General features: G+C 70.7%; 15 protein-coding genes. 11 read left to right on the top strand and 4 right to left on the bottom strand.

The genetic code is table 11. From position 1 onward, the window contains the following. Window positions 1–13: 13 nt before the first annotated feature. A complete protein-coding gene (locus NR798_RS11520; RefSeq protein ID WP_375771514.1) occupies window positions 14–2,485 on the bottom strand; it encodes a PAS domain S-box protein in 2,472 nt (823 codons plus the stop codon). 91 nt (window positions 2,486–2,576) lie between these two features. Here NR798_RS11520 and NR798_RS11515 point away from each other — a divergent pair, with 91 nt between their 5' ends. From NR798_RS11515 to NR798_RS11495, 5 genes are all read left to right on the top strand, one after another. Continuing rightward, on the top strand, window positions 2,577–4,343 hold the full coding sequence (locus NR798_RS11515; protein WP_375771513.1) for an amidohydrolase family protein: 1,767 nt from the start codon (window positions 2,577–2,579) through the stop codon (window positions 4,341–4,343). Window positions 4,344–4,539: 196 nt separating this feature from the next. Continuing rightward, window positions 4,540–4,728: a hypothetical protein gene (locus tag NR798_RS11510; RefSeq protein WP_375771512.1), complete on the top strand. Its 189-nt coding sequence runs from the start codon at window positions 4,540–4,542 to the stop codon at window positions 4,726–4,728. Window positions 4,729–4,813: 85 nt separating this feature from the next. After that, window positions 4,814–5,830 carry an MvdC/MvdD family ATP grasp protein gene (locus tag NR798_RS11505; protein ID WP_375771511.1) on the top strand — a complete coding sequence of 339 codons (1,017 nt, stop codon included), beginning with the start codon at window positions 4,814–4,816 and terminating at the stop codon, window positions 5,828–5,830. Further along, a complete protein-coding gene (locus NR798_RS11500) occupies window positions 5,827–6,699 on the top strand; it encodes a hypothetical protein (RefSeq protein WP_375771510.1) in 873 nt (290 codons plus the stop codon). Before NR798_RS11505 ends, NR798_RS11500 begins: the two co-directional genes overlap by 4 nt. After that, entirely contained in the window at window positions 6,696–7,676 is a 981-nt protein-coding gene (locus tag NR798_RS11495) for a TlpA family protein disulfide reductase (RefSeq protein WP_375771509.1), read from the top strand. Before NR798_RS11500 ends, NR798_RS11495 begins: the two co-directional genes overlap by 4 nt. Before the next feature lie 24 nt (window positions 7,677–7,700). Here the strand turns inward: NR798_RS11495 and NR798_RS11490 are convergent, their stop codons facing one another. Then, window positions 7,701–8,645: a tetratricopeptide repeat protein gene (locus NR798_RS11490; RefSeq protein WP_375771508.1), complete on the bottom strand. Its 945-nt coding sequence runs from the start codon at window positions 8,643–8,645 to the stop codon at window positions 7,701–7,703. 115 nt (window positions 8,646–8,760) lie between these two features. Between NR798_RS11490 and NR798_RS11485 the strand changes: the two genes are divergently transcribed. After that, the gene (locus NR798_RS11485) at window positions 8,761–9,720 is read left to right on the top strand and encodes a TIGR01777 family oxidoreductase (RefSeq protein WP_375771507.1); all 960 of its coding nucleotides are present in this window, start codon (window positions 8,761–8,763) and stop codon (window positions 9,718–9,720) included. Window positions 9,721–9,954: 234 nt separating this feature from the next. Here NR798_RS11485 and coaA read toward each other — a convergent pair whose 3' ends face one another. Next, window positions 9,955–10,911 carry a type I pantothenate kinase gene (gene coaA / locus NR798_RS11480; protein WP_375771506.1) on the bottom strand — a complete coding sequence of 319 codons (957 nt, stop codon included), beginning with the start codon at window positions 10,909–10,911 and terminating at the stop codon, window positions 9,955–9,957. 215 nt (window positions 10,912–11,126) lie between these two features. On the opposite strand from coaA, the gene NR798_RS11475 reads away from it, so the two are divergent. The 5 genes from NR798_RS11475 (at window position 11,127) to NR798_RS11455 (ending at window position 17,611) form a co-directional block, all read left to right on the top strand. After that, a complete protein-coding gene (locus NR798_RS11475; RefSeq protein WP_375771505.1) occupies window positions 11,127–12,050 on the top strand; it encodes a hypothetical protein in 924 nt (307 codons plus the stop codon). 42 nt (window positions 12,051–12,092) lie between these two features. Continuing rightward, entirely contained in the window at window positions 12,093–12,554 is a 462-nt protein-coding gene (locus NR798_RS11470; protein WP_375771504.1) for a hypothetical protein, read from the top strand. A gap of 136 nt (window positions 12,555–12,690) precedes the next feature. Beyond that, on the top strand, window positions 12,691–15,021 hold the full coding sequence (locus NR798_RS11465; RefSeq protein ID WP_375771503.1) for a DUF3857 domain-containing protein: 2,331 nt from the start codon (window positions 12,691–12,693) through the stop codon (window positions 15,019–15,021). A 15-nt stretch (window positions 15,022–15,036) separates the two neighbouring features. Beyond that, window positions 15,037–15,945, top strand: a complete 909-nt coding sequence (locus NR798_RS11460) for a class I SAM-dependent methyltransferase (protein WP_375771502.1) — start codon at window positions 15,037–15,039, stop codon at window positions 15,943–15,945. Between the two features lie 265 nt (window positions 15,946–16,210). Next, window positions 16,211–17,611, top strand: coding sequence for an ELWxxDGT repeat protein (locus NR798_RS11455; RefSeq protein WP_375771501.1), 1,401 nt, complete (start codon window positions 16,211–16,213; stop codon window positions 17,609–17,611). Between the two features lie 52 nt (window positions 17,612–17,663). Here the strand turns inward: NR798_RS11455 and NR798_RS11450 are convergent, their stop codons facing one another. Continuing rightward, window positions 17,664–18,017: a hypothetical protein gene (locus NR798_RS11450; RefSeq protein WP_375771500.1), complete on the bottom strand. Its 354-nt coding sequence runs from the start codon at window positions 18,015–18,017 to the stop codon at window positions 17,664–17,666. Between the last annotated feature and the right edge of the window lie 30 nt (window positions 18,018–18,047).

Below are 18,047 nucleotides of genomic sequence, written 5' to 3'. Positions count from 1 at the left end.
CTCCCAGGCCCGCTCACCAGTGGGCTTCATCCACCGGCTCGGTGGGGCGAGTCTCGGAGGGAAAGCGTGGCAGGCGCAACTCGAAGGTGGAGCCCTCCCCCGGCCGGCTCCGCACCGTGAGCGTCCCCCCCAGCCCCAGGGCAATCCGCCGGGAGATCCACAACCCCAGGCCGAGCCCTCCATAGTGGCGCTCGGACACCGCGCGCTCGAACCGCTCGAAGACGCGCTGCTGGTCCTCGGGGGCGATGCCAATGCCCCGGTCCCGCACCCGGAGGAGGTACTCGCCCTCGTCGCCCTCGATGGAGACGTCGATGGGCTTGCCCTGGCCGTACTTCGCCGCGTTGGAGAGCAGGTTGGTGAGGATCTGCTCCAGCCGCATCGGGTCCACCCGGGCCGCGTACGCACCGCGCAACTGCACCCGCAGCTCGGAGCCACCGCGCCGGAGGAGGTCCCTCTGCCGCTCCAGCAGCTCGCGCACCAGGCGGGCCACGTCCACGGTCTCGAAGCGGAACTCCATCCGCCCCGAGTTGAGCCGGGAGATGTCGAGCAGATCATTGACCAGCGTGACCAGGCGCTGCACCTGGTACTCGGCGAGCGCGAGCTTCTTCGTGGCGCGCTCCGGGGTGAAGGCGCCGCCCCCTTTGTTGGCCAGCACGCGCAACATCTGCAGGTGGAGCTGGAGCGTGGTGAGGGGCGTCTTCAGCTCGTGCGAGGCCACCGACAGGAACTCGTCGCGCAGGCGGATGGCGCCCTGCGCCTCACGGTAGAGGCGGCTCCGCTCGTCCTCGGCGCGCCGCCGGCGGGTGATGTCCGCCATGGCGCCGATCATCCGCACGGGACGGCCGTCCTCGCGCAACACGTAGCCGTGATCCCTCACCCAGGCCTGGCTCCCATCCGCGCGCAGGAAGCGGTACTCGGCGGACCACCGCTCCTCCTCGTGCTCGAGGACGCGCACCAGCGAGGACAGCACCTCCTCGCGATCCTCCGGGTGGATGCGCGTCTCCCACCAGCCCGGGTGGCTGTCCACCTCTTGCGGTGAATAGCCGAAGCACTCCAGCGCCTGCTCCCCCCACTCCACCCGGTTCCCGACGAGGTCCCAGTCCCAGATGGACTCCCCCGTGGCGCGGCTCACCAGGCGGTAGCGCGCCTCGCTGCGCTGCAATTCCCTCTGGGCCTCGTGGCGCTCGGTGACGTCCCGGCTCACCACCGAGAAGCCCCGCAGCCCGCCGTCCTCCGCCCACAGCGGGAAGATCGTGTCCTCGGAGAGGAAGCGCGAGCCGTCCTTGCGCAAGCACCAGCTCTCCACCTGGATGCGGCCCTCGCGCGCGGCCTTCTCGAGCGCCTCGCGCACCATGCCGGGGTGCGAGAGCTCCCCCTCGTGGAGGAAGGCCACCTCGCGGCCGATGAGCTCCTCCGCCTTGTAGCCCTTGAGCCGCTCCGCGCCACGGCTCCAGCCCGTCACCCGCCCCCGCGGATCCAACCCGATGAGGCCCTGATCCTCGAGCCCATCCACCATCTGGCGCAGCTCCGCCTCGCGGCGCCGCAACTCGCGCTCGGTCCGCTTCAGGGTGGAGACGTCGAGCGCCACGAGTCCGGTGGCGTAGGGTTTCCCGCCCGGCTCCCGGAGGGGGAAGCGCCAGGCCAGGAAGAGCAGCCGCCCCTCGGGCAGCGCGAGCTCCTCCTCGAACTCGCACGGCTCGCCCGAGGCGCGCACGCTGTCGTCATGGGCGTGCATCCTCCGGGCGGTGTCCTCGGGAAAGAGCTCCTCGTCGGCATGTCCGAGCACCTCCTCGACGGGCTTGCGCAGGTACGTGGCGAACCGGCGGTTCACGTAGCCGTAGCATCCGTCCGGGCCCTTCAAGCCGATGAGGAGGGGGGCGCCCTCGAGGAGGGCCTGGAGCCGGTCCACCTCCGCGCGTTGCGTCCGCGTCTGGCGCTCGCGGGTGATGGCCGCGCCCAGGAGGTGGGCGGCCGCCTGAAGGAAGCCGAGGGCGTCCGCGTCGCATCGCCGCTCCGGCAGCACCCCGAGCGCGAGCACGGCCACGGCCTCTCCGGAGGGACCGGGCAGCCGCACCAGCAGTCCCCGGGAGCCCGGAGCGAGCGGCGTGAGGGGAACGGGCTCCTCCTCTCCAAACACCTTCGCGGCCAGGGAGGGCGTCGCAAGGAGCGCCTGCCACTCACCGGCCTGCGCGGGCTCCACGAGCTGCCCGGGCGACAGGGAGGTCCCGAAGCTGGCGGCACACCGGAAGCGGCCCTCGTCGAGCAGCTCCAACAGCGCGCCCTGGGACAGTTCCAGCGCCTCGAGGAGCTGAGCGAGCGCCTCCCGGGCGAACGACGGGAAGGAGAGGTCTCGGAGGGCGAGCTGGCCCAGACTCGCCAGCACCCCGTACCGCCGAAGCTGGGCCTGCTGTGCCGCCTGCTGCAGGTGGGCCACCCCCTCGGGGGCACGCCCCTCCTCCGCTCCAGGATGCGCTGGCGAGCCCATGTGGACCCTCCCAAGGAGGAGAAGATGCACACTGTCGCGCGGGGGTGCGCCATGCCGCCCGCTCGGCGGCCCCCTGCTAGGGTAGGACCCCATGGACGAGCTCGTCATCTCCAACGGCCTCTTCTTCGACGGACGCGGCAGTCCGCCCCGCGTGCGGCACCTGGGTATTCGCGACGGACGGGTGACGGCCATCAGCGAGTCGCCCCTGCCGGCGGGGCCGGACACGCGAGTCATCGACGCCACGGGCCGCTGGGTGATGCCCGGGTTCATCGACCTGCACACCCACTATGACGCCGAGGTGGAGCTGGCCCCCTCGCTCTCCGAGTCCGTGCGCCACGGCGTCACCTCGGTGATGGTGGGCAGCTGCTCGCTGAGCCTCGCCGTGGGCACGCCCGAGGACCTCGCCGACCAGTTCTGCCGGGTCGAGGCCATCCCCTACGGCACGGTGCGCTCGCTGCTCGAGCGCAAGAAGGACTGGGAGACGCTCGGCGAGTACCTCACGCACCTGGACGGGCTGCCGCTGGGCCCCAACGTGGGCTCCTTCGTGGGCCACTCGGCCATCCGGGCCCATGTGATGGGGCTGGAGCGCAGCCTGGACAAGGGGGTGAAGCCCTCGTCCGGGGAGCTGGCCCGGATGGAGGCCCTGCTGCGCGAGGGGCTCGACGAGGGCTACGCCGGCCTCTCCATCATGACGCTGCCGTGGGACAAGATTGGCGGCAGCCGGAGCATCCGCAGCCGTCCCCTGCCCTCCACCTTCGCGAGCTGGTCCGAGTACCGCCGCTTCACGCGCATCCTCCGCGAGCGGGGCCGTGTCTTCCAGGGCGTGCCCAACATCACCACCAAGGTGAATGTCTTCCTCTTCTTGTGGGAGAGCGTGGGGCTCTTGCGCCAGCCGTTGAAGACGACGGTCATCTCCATGATGGACACGCGCGCCACGCGGGGGTTGCACCGGCAGATCGGCCTGCTGTCGCGCTTCTTCAACCGGGTGCTGAAGGCGGACTTCCGCTGGCAGGCGCTGCCGGAGATCTTCGACCTGTGGTCGGACGGAATCGACCTGGTGGTGTTCGAGGAGTTCGGCGCGGGAGCGGCGGCGCTGCACCTGCAGGACGCGGTGGAGCGCAGGCGGCTGCTGGAGGACGCGCGGTACCGGACGTGGTTCAAGCGGCAGTGGAAGAGCCGGCTGCTGCCCAAGGTGTTCCACCGGGACTTCAACCAGTCGCGGGTGCTGAAGGCGCCGGACGCGTCGCTGGTGGGCCGCTCGTTCGCGGAGCTCGCGCGGGAGCGGGGGCAGGACGTGGTGGACACCTTCCTGGACCTGGTGGCGCGCCACGGCCCGGAGCTGCGCTGGTACACGGTGATGGCCAACGACCGGCCGCGCGAGCTGGAGGCCATCGTGAGCCACCCGGATGTGCTCATCGGCTTCTCTGACGCGGGGGCGCACCTGCGCAACATGGCGCACTACAACTTCCCGTTGCGGATGCTGCGGCTGGTGCGCGAGGCGGAGAAGCGCGGCGAGCCGGTGATGCCCATGGAGCACGCGGTGCGGCGGCTCACGGGGGAGATCGCCGAGTGGCTGGGATTGGAGGCCGGGACGCTCGCGCCGGGCAAGCGGGCCGACGTGGTGGTGCTGGACCCGGAGCGGCTCGGTGAGGAGTTGGACGTGCCGCGGGAGTCCTCGATGGAGGGCTTCGACGGTTTCATACGGCTGGTGAACCAGAACGGGGGCGCCGTGGAGACAGTGCTCATCAACGGCCGGCTCGCGGTGGACGCGGGAGCGGCCACGCCCGCCCTGGGCAAGGAGCGGGGATTCGGGCGCGTGCTGCGCGTGGGGAGCGGTGCCTCAAAGGCAACCCCGTGAGACGAAGAACCGCTTACGCATCACGTCAAACGCTTGCGTCGATCGCGAGTGACGGCTCCGCGGGTCCACACCCGGAGTGAAACCTTATCCTTGCGTTGATGGATGGCCAATGCCAACGTCCACGCCAGCGTCGCCACACAACGCCGCGACGTGGTGCTCACCGCGCCGCTCCATTCCTGCTCAAGAGGATCGGGTCATGAACAACGACAAGAAGGTTTTCGCGTTCAAGCTGGCCGAGAAGAACGAGAAGAAGGAGAAGGCCGCGCCCACCAAGTGGAAGGCCCGTGAAGGGGTCTCGCTGGCTGGGTGCACGGACCCCGTCGGCGACGGCAGCTACCGCATGGACGACGAGTTCTGGGGCTATGAGGCAGGCTATTGGTGCTAGTTGGCGCCTTCGCCACGGCCTCCGAGCACTCGGGGGCCGTTGCGACGTGGCTCCCCTGCCCCTGACGGACGGCTCTCCCAACCGGATGCCCAAACGCGTTCTGATCGTCACGAAACGAGCCGACCTCCATGCCGATATCGTCTCGGCGAAGCTCGCGGCCGCCGGCGGTAATCCCTTCCGGCTGAATCTCGACGAATTCCCCAAGCACTTCGCCCTGAACCTGGAGTTCGCCCGCGGCCGCTGGGAGGGAGAGCTCGTCCACCTCCCCACCGGCGAGGCCCTGTCTGTCTCCGACATCGGCGCCGTCTGGATGCGCAAGAAGGCGAGCTTCAACTTCCTCTCCGCGGACCTGTCGCCGCAGGAACGGGCCTACGCCGAGGGCGAGATGGAGCACATGCTGTTCAGCCTGCTCTACTCCCTCGACTGCTATTGGATGAGCCACCCGGCCGCCCTGCGCGGAGCGAGCTGGAAGGGAGAGCAACTGCTGCGCGCCGCCCGCCTGGGCTTCCACGTGCCGCCGTCCCTGGTCACCAACCGCCGCGGCGGCGTCGACGCCTTCCGCGCGAAGATGGACGGAGACATCGTCTTCAAGTCGCTCTCCACGCCGACACTGGCCGCCGAACAAGTCGCCCTCGAGGAGCGCATCGCCGGAACCCTTCCCACCACCCGCATCACCGACGAGCACGAGGAGGCGCTCGATGCGGTCGTGGAGCTGCCCTCCTTCTTCCAGCAGCACGTGCCCAAGCGCTACGAGCTGCGCGTGACCGTGATCGGCGACCGGGTGTTCGCCGCACGCATCGACTCCCAGGAGGACCCGCGCACCGAGACGGACTTCCGCGACTTCTCGGCGGAGATCCGCTACGCGGCCGAGCGCCTGCCGCCGGACATCGAGCGCCGCTGCCTGGAGCTGGTGCACAGCTACGGCCTGAACTACGGGGCCATCGATCTCATCGTCACCCCAGGGGGCGAGTACGTCTTCCTGGAGAACAATCCGGTCGGGCAGTTCCTGTTCATCGAGCAGCTGGTGCCCGAGCTGGACATGACGGGCGCCATGGCGGCGTGCCTGACGGAAGGGGCGCGGGCGAGGGAGCGGGCCCCGTGAACATCCGCCGCCACATCGAGGAGCTCGAAGCGAGGCGGGGCAGCAAGGTGCTGGTCTTCGCGGCCTCCCACCTCGAGCTGGAGCTGCTGCCCGAGCTTTACGACACCCTGCGCGGCCTCGGGCGCCCGGCGAGGCTGGACGTGGTGTTCTACTGCAAGGGGGGCGTGGTGAACGCGGCCCGGCGCATCGCCTTGCTGCTGCACTCGTTCACCGACCACCTCACCTTCATCGTGCCGCACCGCTGCGAGTCCGCCGGGACCATCACGGCGCTGGCCGCTCGGGAGCTTGTCGCCGGGCCCGTCGCGGTCTTCTCGCCCATCGATCCCCTGCTGCAGACCGCCCCCTCCGCCCAGGGCTCGGGGCCGCTCGCCGCCTCCTCGGAGGACGTGCGGCTGTTCAGTCAGATGGCCAAGGACTGGTTCGGGCTCGAGGAGGGCGAGGCGAAGCGGCAGGCCATGTCGGTGCTGTGCGAGAACATCTTCCCGACGACCCTGACGTCCTTCTACCGCTCCATTCTCGAGGCCCGGCTCATCTGCGCGGAGCTGCTCGCCCTGCACATGGCCCATGAGCCGGAGGCGCGAAGGGCCCGCATCGCCGACCAGCTCCTCTTCGGCCACCACTCCCACACCTACGCCCTCACCCGCGACGACATGGCGTCCCTCGGGCTGCCGATCCGCCGCGACGAGCCGGCCGAGGACCTCGCCTGGGAGATCGCCCGCGCGCTGCGCAGTGCCCTTGGTGGCGGCGTGCGGCGCAGCCGGGAGGACGACTGGTTCGACACGATCTTCGTCACCCGCGAGGGAGCGCGGCGCCGCCGTCGCGGCCAGGGCGGACTGGCGCCGAGCTGGGAGGACGGCGAGCTCGGATGACGGCCACCTACGTCTCCGAGGCCTGCCGCCTCTACATCCTCGTCGTGCTCTTCGCCGCGGCGCTTGGCAAGGCGCGCGCGCTCGGCAGCTTCGCCGGGACTCTCGAGGCGCTGGTCCACCTCCCCGCCCGCTGGAGCCGAAGCGCCGCCGCCGCCATCGCGGCTCTGGAGTTCCTCGTCGCGCTGGCCCTCGCCGCTGGAGGCGCGGCCGCCCATCACGGCATGGCCGCGGCCCTGGCGCTCTTCCTGGCGTTCACGGCCGTGCTGCTCGTCGCGCTCATGCAGAGACAAACGGTGAGCTGCAACTGCTTCGGCGCCGGTGACCATCCGCTCTCGGCCTGGGACCTCGTCCGCAATCTGCTGCTGATCGCCGCCTGTGCGGCCTGGTTCCTCCTGGGGCCACCGGAGGCCGCCCTCTCCCCGGGCGCATGGCTTCCGCTGTCAGGCGCCGCCGTGATGGCCTTCCTGCTCTCGACGAACCTGCACAGGCTCGCGCGCCTGGTGCGACGCTCGGGGTCCGCGGAGCCGCCCCCACCTCTCCCGATCGGGCAGGTGGTCCCGGCGTTCGAGGGACGGGCGCGGGTGGACGGCCGGCGCATCACCTCCGCCGAGCTCGCAGGGCAGGCCGCCGTCCTGCTGTTCCTGTCCAGCGGCTGCCCGAAATGCCGCGGGACCGTCCCCGAGCTGCTGCGGATGCTCCCGGCGATCCGAGGCGCGGGCGTCAGCCTGTGGATCGTCCCCGCGGACTCCACGCACGACATCGCGCCCCTGCTGGAGGGCTCGGCGCTGCTGGAGCATGTGCTCGTCCTGGAGCCCGCCGTGCGTGAACGGCTCAACCCCCGGCGCGCCGCGCCCTTCTACCTCTTCATCGACCACCAGCTGGTCGCCGTCGCGAGCGGGCCGATCGGCGACGACGACTGGAAGAGCTTCGTCGAGCAGATGAAGGAGAGCGCGCCCGGCGCGGACACGGCGGTGTGAGCCCGCCCGCCGTGGACCTTCCCCTCAGTAGCCGAAGACCTGCTTCTCCTTGCCCTTGGCGAGCAGCGCCTCCTCCTGGCGCTGCTTCTCCTGAACCCAGGCCTGCCCCTTGGCCCACTCCGCGTCGAGCTCGGCGCCGACCTTGTCCCATTCCGAGTGCCTGCCGGAGTAAGCCTTGATGGTGCGCAGCAGCTCCCCGGCATGCTCACGCGCCAGGGGATGGCCGAGCAGCTCGGCGCGGCGCATCGCGCGGAGGGCGAGGTGCTTGTGGCCACTCCACGCCAGCGACATGCCCAGGCTGAACCACACGTGCTGGCTCTTCTCGCCGCTGCCGAAGCGGATGATGCCCACCAGGCCTTCCAGGACGTCCTTGGGAAGCTCGGGCACCTCCTTCCGCAGAACGGTCTTCTTCGGATTCATGACGAAGAGGTAGCGGTCCGGCTCGAGCGGGAGCCCGAGGAACTCCTCCTTCCGGACGAGCTCGGGAGTCGTAGCCAGACGCTGCAGGTACTCGATGGCCTTCACCTGGTACTTCTCGCGGCCGAAGTGGGCGTCCGGGTTGAGGGCCAGGGCGCGGCGCAGCTCCTCGAGTGCACGCGGGTAGTCGCCCGCGTGGGCATAGAAGGTGCCGAGGTTGGCCGCCGTCGTGTACTGGCCCGGGAAGCGCTTCTCCTTGGCCTCCATCGTCGCTATGGCCTCCTGGGTACGGCCGAGCTTCTCGTACGCCACGGCGAGATCGTCGTACCGCTCGGGCTTCACGTCCGCCTGCTCCAGCAGGGGCAGCGTGTAGGCCACCTTGCGCTCATAGAAGGTCGCCGAGTGCTTGAGGAGCTTCCCCCGGAGCACGTTGGCCACCTCGTCGAGGCCAATGGACTCCTCCTGGAGGGTGTCACTGTCCCACAGGCACGCGAGGGCAGGAGGGACGGCCAGCAGGACGGCGGCGAAGAGGAGCGCACGCAGCGGTTTCATGGCGCCCACCTTAAATCCGGACCGGAAAGAAAATCCCCCCCGCAACCGCGGGCGCCCTTCCCGGTACTCCCTGGCAACGGGGGGCGAGTGCCCTCCCTCGAAAGGAAGGGCTGTCATGGGAACGACACGGAGGGTGGTGCTGGCCGGGGGCAGCGGGTTTCTCGGACGCTCGCTCGCGCAGGTGCTGGAGGCCAGGGGCTACCAGGTCGTCATCCTCACCCGCTCCCCGTCGCCGGGCGACGCACGCGAGGTGGCGTGGGACGGCCGGACTCCGGGCGCCTGGTGCGCACAGCTCGAGGGCGCGGTGGCGGTGGTCAACCTCGCCGGCCGGAGCGTGGACTGCCGCTACACGCCGGAGCACCGGCGGGAGATCCTCTCCTCGCGGCTGGACTCGGTACGGGTGCTGGGCGAGGCCATCCGCCGGTGCGCCACGCCGCCCGAGGTCTGGGTGCAGGCCGCCTCGCTGGCCATCCTGGGCGACTCGGGGGACGCGGTACGGGACGAGCGCTCGCCCCCGGGCGAGGGCTTCTCCGTGGACGTGTGCCGCCAGTGGGAACAGGCCTTCGCCGGGCAGCGCTCGCCGGGCACGCGTCAGGTGCTGCTGCGCATCGGCTTCGCCCTGGGCCGGGACGGGGGCGCGCTGGACAAGCTCGCGCGGCTGACGCGCTGGGGACTCGGCGGCGCGGTGGGCAGCGGCCAGCAGTACGTGAGCTGGCTGCACATCGATGACCTCAATGCCCTCTTCCTCCGGGCCATCGAGAACCCGGCCATGGAGGGCGTGTACAACGCGACCGGGCCTTCTCCGGTGACGAACGCGGAGCTCATGCGCACGCTGCGCCGCGTGCTGCGGCGGCCCTGGAGCCCACCCGTCCCGGCGTGGGCGGTGCGCCTGGGCGCGCGGCTGCTCGGCACGGAGGCGGAGCTGGCCCTGAGCGGGCGGCGCGGCATCCCCCAGCGGCTGCTGGCCGAGGGCTTCACGTTCCGCTACGTGAACCTGGAGGAGGCCCTGCGCGACATCCTCGGCTCCCGGCGCGCCCAGCCGGCCCGGGCGGGGACACTCGCCTCCTCGCGCTAATCCCTTTGAGGTAGGTCGGCGAAAGAGTGCCGCTGGGAACATGCGCTGACCCGCGGCCATTTCCCCTCGCCCTCCGGGAGAGGGACGGGGTGAGGGTAGCGGGTGAACCCAGGTTCAACCCCCTGTCCCCGCTTCGGACCACGGGTTGAAGAACGGGCCCGGGCACCCTCACCCCGACCCTCTCCCGAGGGGAGAGGGGACAGTCCTCTCCTTCGCTCACTTCCCTGAAGGCGCTCAGGTCTTCCGCAGGCGGACGCGGCGCACCTTGTGGTCCGCGCCCTTCATGAGGATGAGCCGCGCGCGCGAGCGGGTGGGCGCGATGTTCTGCGCCAGGTTGGGGCCGTTGATCTCCCCCCACACGGACTCGGCGCGGGCGATGGCCTGCTCCTCGGTGAGCTCGGCGAAGCGCCGGAAGAAGGAGCGCTCGTCGCGGAACGCCGTCTGCCACAGGCTCAGGAAGCGGTCCACGTACCAGCGGCGGATGTCCTGCTCGCTCGCGTCCACGTAGATGGAGAAGTCGAAGAAGTCCGATAGGAAGGTGTGCGGCAGCTTCCCGCCCTCCACCGGCCCCGTCTGCAGCACGTTGAGCCCCTCGAGGATGACGATGTCCGGCCGGCGCAGCCGCACCGACTCGCCGGGGACGATGTCGTAGACGAGGTGCGAGTAGACGGGCGCGAACACCTCGGCGCGTCCGGACTTCAGCTCGGCGAGGAAGCGCACCAGGGCGCGCCGGTCGTAGCTCTCCGGGAAGCCCTTGCGGTGCATGAGGTTGCGCTCGGTGAGCACGCGGTTGGGGAACAGGAAGCCGTCCGTGGTGACGAGCTCCACGTGCGGATGATCCGGCCACCGCGAGAGCAGCGCCTGGAGGATGCGCGCCGTGGTGCTCTTGCCCACCGCGACGCTGCCCGCGATGCCGATGATGAAGGGCACCTTCTGGGTGAAGCCGCCGAGGAACGCCTGCTGCGCCGCCCAGAGGCTCTGCGTCGCGGCCACGTGCAGGTTGAGCAGCCGGGAGAGCGGCAGGTAGACGTCCGCCACCTCCTCGAGGTCCAGGTGCTCGCCGAGTCCGCGCAGGCCCTCGACCTCCTCCGCGCTGAGGGGCAGCGGTGTCGCGGCGCGCAGGGCCCGCCAGGCCTCGCGCTCGAAGTCGACGAACATGGACGCGGGCTGGGGCTTGCTGGGTGCGGACATGGGGCCGTCCTCCCTGACGGCGTCCCCATCCTAGCCAAGTGTCCGGCGACGGACGGCATCCTCGTGAATTGTCCGCCGCTCCACGCCCGCTCCATCCAGGACCAACGGTTGGGCGGTTCAGTGACGAAGAGGCCTTACATGAATTGCTCGAATGGCGGCATTTAGTCCTGGGGGCCAGTTTCCGAAATCACCCGGCCGCCACAGGGGGGATGTGTATGGAGACCACCGCGACCCGGAGGACCGGCGTCATCCATCGAGGCACCTCGGTGCTGCTGCTGCTCGCCGCCATGGCCTGTAGCCCGGTGGACGAAGTCACCGAGCGGCAGGAGGAGCCCGGCCGCCAGCGGCAGGAGCTCGAGGCCAGCAACGGGGAGACGCTCAACGGACTGGCCTTCAATGGCCTCGCCTTCAACGGGCTGGCCTTCAATGGCCTCGCCTTCAACGGGCTGAGCAGCCCCGAGTTCTCCTCGTGGTTCGACCAGAACGACACGCTGGCCGAGACGGTCATGCGGTACGTCGTCGCCTGTGCCGTGCGGGGCGGAGAGACGCGCTCGTACACGGACGGCAAGGGGAGGACCTACGTCTGGGAGGGTTCGCTGGGACTGGCACCGGACTGGGCCAGCGGGCAACCGGCGAGCGTGACCGAGCAGCAGCTCGTCTCGGCGTGCCTGGCCGCGCACGTCAACAAGTTCGGGCGCAAGGTCGCCATCTCCGTCCAGGGCAGGAACGCACGTGGGGAGCCCATCGCCACCACGTCGGCGGAGCTCCAGGAGTTCTCGCGGCGGGAGGGCTGTTTCTTCGGCAACCTCTTCACGGGCGAGGGCGTCTTCGCCGGCAACGACGACAGGCCGCTGGGCAGCAACGAGAGCAGCGTGCGGGTGTGTGCGCTGGGCAAGCCCGGAGCCTGCGCGCCCATCGTCCAGGCGGGAAGCTGTGCCGCGAGTTGCACGCGCGACCCCACGAACACGTACTACACGCAGTGCACGCGCAACGGCATCAGCTACGCCCCCATCACCACCCGCCTCCACCCCCAGGACATCTACACGTGTGGTGATCTCAAGTGCCAGTTCACCGAGTCCTGCGGCCTCGGGCTGCTCACCGTGCAGTGCACCCTGGACTGCGGCATCTGTCTGTTCTGAGCCAGCGCCACCTCGCCGCGCACCTGTGGCACAGTCGCGCACGTGAACCGCTCGACGATCCTCCTGTGGCTGCTCCTGTCCTGCGCCGTGGCCTGCTCGCGCAAGACGGAGCTCAACGCGCTCGGACTCCAGTACGAGCCCCCCTCGGGCATGGCCCTGCGCGCCGAGGAGCCGGGCCCACCGGCCGTGGCGCGCTTCGAAGGAGGGCTGGAGGTGCGCTCGGTGCAGGGCACGCCGCCCAAGGTCGATGCGCCACCGGAGGAGGTGCTGGGTGCCGCGGGGGTGCCGGTGCCGGACAAGCGGCTGAACGCCACGAACGGGACACTCCCCGCGGGACCGGTAGCGCGCTACGAGTTCCAGCAAGGCACGTCGCGGACCCTCGTGTACTTCCTGCCGCTCGCGGACCGGTCCGTGCTCGTCCTCTACACCGCGCCGGAGCGCGACTACGGACCCGGCTCGGCCCGGGTGGAGCGCTCGCTCTCCACGCTGAAGCCCACGCGCTGAACGGATATCGCGCTCAAGCCGATGGCGCGCTGTTGTGCCAGCGTGCCGCGAACATGCGCGTCCTCTTCACGGAGGGTGTCAGAAACGCCCTCGGTGCTTCCCTCTCCGTCCCCCCTCCTGGGAGGATGCGCCCGTCATGCTCCTCCCGCGATTCCTCCTGCTGCTGTCCGCCCTCGCCACGCTGCCCGCCCGCGCCGAGGAGGCCCGTGTCCCGGTGACCGATCCTCCCTCCTGGGTGGAGCCCACCCGGGTGGACGCCGAGCGCCCGCTGCGTGAGCAGGACGCCGTCTCGGGCCTCCACGTGCTGCTGTCCGAGGAGCAGGTCCGCGTCTCGCCGGAGCTGACCGAGCGCTTCGTCCGCCAGGTGCGGCGCGTGGTCAGCAGCCGCGGCGTGGAGACGGGCTCCCAGCTGGAGGTGAAGTTCTCCAACACCCATGAGCGCCTGCGCCTGCACGGCGTCTGGCGCATCCGCGACGGCGTGCGCACCCAGTTGCTGCGTGCCGAGGACGTAAAGGTGATTCAGCAGGAAGAGCGGCTGGACATGGGCATCTACAGCGACGAGCGCACCGCCCTCGTCTTCCTCCAGGACGTGCGCGCGGGGGACCTGCTCGACGAGTCCTGGACGGTGGAGGAGCTCCACCCGCTCTTCCGGGGACACCACCTGGATGCGATCTCCCTGGCGGACGAGACGCCCGTGGCCCACTTCGTCCACCGGCTGCTCGTCCCGGTGGACCTGAAGCTTCACTTCAAGACCCACGGCGCGGCGGCGGCGGAGCCCGTGGTGCGCGAGGTGGGTGGCCTGCGCGAGTACCGGTGGGAGCGCAAGGACGTGCCCACCTTCACCGGGGAGGACGGCGTCCCCGACGACCTGGCCGTCTGGCCCCACGTCCAGGTGAGCAGCTTCCAGAGCTGGGAAGAGGTGGCCACCTGGGGGCTCGCACTGCAGGACGGACTGGAAGGCTCGCCCGAGCTGACGGCGCTGGCCGACTCCTGGCGCTCGCTTCCCACCGAGGAGGCGCGCTTCCTCGCCGCGGTGCGCTTCGTCCAGGACGAGGTGCGCTACCTGGGCATCGAGCTCGGCCCCAACACCCACCAGCCCCATGCACCGGGCCAGGTGCTCTCCCAGCGCTTCGGTGACTGCAAGGACAAGGCGCTGCTGCTGGCCACCCTGCTGCGCCCCCTGGGCATCCCCGCGCACGTGGCCCTGGTGAACTCGCGCCGGCGGGGCGGCGTGGCCTCCGAGCTTCCCTCGCCCTACGCCTTCAATCACGCCATCGTGCGCGCCCAGGTGGCCGGGCGTACCGAATGGGTGGATGCCACCATGACCCATCAGCGGGGCCGGCTCGGCGCGCGCGGCCCGCTGCCCTACGCCCAGGCGCTCGTGCTCGCTCCCGGTACCACCGCCCTGGAGCCCATTCCCCTGACTCCCCCCGAGGGGCCGGAGCTGGACGCCCACTACGTGCTCTCCGTGAAGGATGATGGCACCGGGACGCTCGCCGTCACCCAACGCTACACCCGCACGCAGGCCGACAGGGCGCGCTCGTGGCTGGCGAACCTGTCCGCGGAGCAGCTCACCACCCGCTCCCGCGACCGGCGCCGCGCCCTCTTCCCCAAGCTCGAGCCCGATGGCACGCCGCGCGTGCAGGACGACGCGGACACCAACACGGTGACGCTGGAGGAGCACTACACGCTCACGGACGCCTGGGCCAGCGGGGCGCTGGCCGTCGCCGTCACCCAGCTGAGCGAAGAGCTCGTCCTTCCCCGCCGTACCGAGGGCCGTGTATTGCCCGTGGAGGTCCCCTACCCCACGCACGTCCGCGTGCGCTGGGAGGTCCACGCCGATTCCCTGTTGAACGTGGCCCCCGAGGAGAAGACGGTGGAGGGCCCCGCCTCACGGATGGAGCTGTCCGTGGTCCCCGGGTTCGGCGGCTTCACCTACCAGGTGGAGTACCGGAGCCTCGCGGACCGGGTGGCTCCGGACGCACTGGCCCGGCACGTCGAGGCGGTGAAGGAGATGAGCTCACATCTCGGCATCTCCTTCCGCGCGCCAGCGGGCGTCGTGTCCTCTGCTTCCACGTCGGATGATCCTCGGCTCTCGCGCAACACCAGCCTCGCCATCAGTGGCGTGTTCCTGGTGGTGGTGGGGGCCCTGGTGCTGGGCATCCCCCGGCGGCTCCGCCAGTTCATGCACGAGCGCAAGGCCCGGCGCGCCGCACCGCTCCGTCCCGTGCGCCACCTGCGCGAGCGCGAGCAGGGCGCGGCCGTGATGATCGTGGAGAGCCTGGACCAGGCCGATCAGCGCATCCGCGCCGAGCGTTGCTCCTGCGGTGGCACCTTCGAGCGCGTGCCGGACGCCCTGCAGTTGCGGCACACGGGGAGTGACGGCCGGTCCATCACCGTCCTGCGCGTGCGCTGCACGTCCTGCAGCGCGCCCCAGTTCCTCTCCTTCGACGTGCGGCCCAACTGAGCCGGAGCTCCGACCATGCGCACCCATCAAGCCAGTCGGACAGCGGTGAAGGTGGGCCGGTTCATGGCGGTGCTCGCCCGCCAGCCCCGGCTCGCGCCCCTGTTGCCCAAGGGAGCCGCGGAGTCCATGGAGCGGCTCATGCTGCACACGGGGCTGCTGAAGCCCTGGATGCTCCGGCTCTACGGCGCTCCCTGGTACGGCCGGCTCATCACCGCCATCGAGCAGCGGACCGTCCCGGGCCAGGTGCTGTGCGTCGGGCTGCGCAAGCGCTTCATGGACGACGAGACGCGCGCCGCCCTGGCCGAGGGAAAGCGGCAGGTGCTCGTCGTCGGGGCGGGACTCGACACGCTGTGCTGGAGGCTGGCCCCCGAGTACCCGGAGGTCACCTTCATCGAGCTGGACCATCCCGCCTCCCAGGCGATGAAGCGCGAGGCGCTGGAGGGCCTGGGGCCCCTGCCGCCCAACCTGCACCTGGTGGGCGTGGACCTGGCCCGCACGCCCCTGGAGCAAGGGCTGTCCCAGCTCGCGGTGTGGCGGAAGGACGTCCCGAGCGTCGTCATCGCCGAGGCCGTGCTGATGTACCTGGAGCAGGCCCAGGTCTCGGCCTTCCTCGAGGCGCTGCACCGCTGCACCGGGCCTGGGAGCCGGCTGCTGTGCACCTGCTTCCGCTGGGAGATGAATGGGCGGCCCACCGCGGGGACGGGCACGCGGCGGTTGATCGAGACCGGGCTCCGGCTCGCGGGCGAGCCGCTGCTGTGGCTCGTCCAGGACGGAGAGCTGGGCCCGTTCCTCGCGCGGCATGGCTTCCGGCAGGACGCCTCGCCGGAGCGCGTGGAGCTCCATCGCCGCTACCTGCTCCCCGCGGGCCTCCCCGAAGTGCCGGTGTCCGAGTTCGAGTTCCCCGTCGTCGCCGACAAGGAGTGAAGCCCTTCGCACGCGGAGCAGCGGCAAGCACTCGCCCGTCCCCCAGCACCACTGGACGAATCGCCTCACTCTCCCCACCCTCCCGTACCAACGGAGACATGGGAGGTTGGGGATGCGTGTGTGGCGTAGCGTCGTATTGCTCTGCTCGCTGGCGGTGGGGTGTGGCGGGTCGCTCCCGGAAGAAGCCATCCAAGAGGACGAGCGGCCGCAAGCCGGCTCACCCGGAGAGGAAGCAGCCGGAGCACCGGAAGCGCAGTGGGGCCGCGTGGAGTTGGGAACCGCGAGCCTCGTCGAGGACATCTTCCCGCCGGTGGGCGATGTGCCGCCGTGGTTCGCTCCCAGCCCGTCGAGCCTGGTGGAGTTCCGCGGGAAGCTCTACTTCGCCGCCAACTTCGAGGACGGCCGCAGGGGCTTGTGGCGGAGCGATGGGAGCGCGGCGGGCACCTCGCCGGTGAAGGAGTTCCCCGCGCCGCCGAGCCCCGCCTCCGCGGTGCCCGTGTCGGAGCTGACGCGCGTGGACACCCGGCTCTTCTTCGTCGCGGGTGACGAAGCGCACGGCGGCGAGCTGTGGGTCAGCGATGGCAGCTCCGGGGGCACGCGGCTCGTGAAGGACATCACCCCGGGACGGGGAGACTCGCTCGCGTACAACCTCACGGCGGTGGGGAAGACGCTGGTCTTCTTCCGCTTCGTCCCCGGGACGGGGGATGCGCCCGGGAGCACGGAGCTGTGGCGGAGCGATGGCACCGCGGCCGGCACGGTGCGCGTGAGGGACATGGGGCCCGACTCGTCGCTGATCTACTCGCAGGTGCTCGTGGGCGGCTCGCTCTTCTTCGTCTTCACGGACCCCGAGCACGGCAGCGAGCTGTGGAAGACGGATGGAACCGAGGCCGGCACGGCGCTCGTCAGGGACCTGCGGCCGGGCCCCGACAGCTCGAATCCGTTCTACCTGCGCGCCGTAGGCCGCTACGTCTTCTTCATCACCCAGGCCTCCGATGGGCTGAGCCAGCTGTGGAGGACCGATGGCAGCGGGAGCGGCACGGTGCTCGTCGAGGCATTCCCTCCAGGCCTGGACACCTCCAATCCGCGGCTGCTCGGGGTGGTGGGAGGACGCTGCCTGTACCTCACCCTCACCAACTTCGCCGACCACCGGCTCTACCTGTACAGGCTGAGGGTGGACGAGGCGGGCGGCGTGTCCAAGCGGCTCGTCTCGGCGCTGCCCAATCCCTTCGCCGGTGAGCCCGACGCGGACCCGTACATCACCACCTTCACCGTCGCGGGCAGCAGGCTCTTCTTCGGGCTCGCCATCTCCACCTCGGGCCCCGCACCGCGCGACGTCCAGCTCTGGGTGACGGATGGGACGGGCGCGGGGACGAAGCTGCTGCACCGGCCGCTGAGCCTGTCCGACGAGTTCGAGACCCAGCTCTACACCCTGGATGACCGCATCCTCTTCAGCGGCATCGGACAGGGCACGGGGCTGGAGCCCTGGGTGAGCGACGGGACGGTGGAGGGCACGCGGATGCTGCAGGACCTCTCACCGGGGCCCGGCTCCTCGTACCCGAGCGGCTTCACCCGCGTGGGCACCTCCGTCTACTTCGTCGCGCAGGACCCCGCGCATGGGAGCGAATTGTGGGTGCTCCCACCGCGGAGCTCGCTGGCCTCGCAGTAGTCCCGGGCGCTCGGCGTGAAGTGAGGCCCGGGACCCACTCAGAGGCCCGGGCCTACGCGCGCAGCAGGCCGCGCACGCCGAGCACCGTGTACGCCGCCGACAGCCCCGCCATCACCGTCTGGGAGATGACGGCGGCGGGCCGCTCGAGCTTCTCTCCACGCAGCAGGGCGGGCAGCTGGCGGAGGCCTCGCGCGGCCCCCAGGAAGCCAAGCAGCCCGACGAGCGCCGAGCTTCCCAGCACCCAGCGCTGGGAGGACACGCGGCGCGACAGCAGGCCCAGCCCGAGCGCCGCCGAGCCGAAGCCCGCGGGGATGAGCGCCGTCTTGTGTTGTCTGCCCGTCGCGAGGAATCCCCCCACGCCGAGCGTCGTCAGCAGCGAGCCATACCCCAGCGTCCAGTTCTCCATACCGCACCTCCTCGATTCCGGATCGTCCCG

This window comes from Archangium gephyra (genome assembly GCF_042230915.1).
Lineage (GTDB): Bacteria > Myxococcota > Myxococcia > Myxococcales > Myxococcaceae > Archangium > Archangium gephyra_B.
The sequence above is the reverse complement of the archived record's forward strand: the minus strand, read 5'-3'. Positions and strand labels throughout refer to the sequence as shown.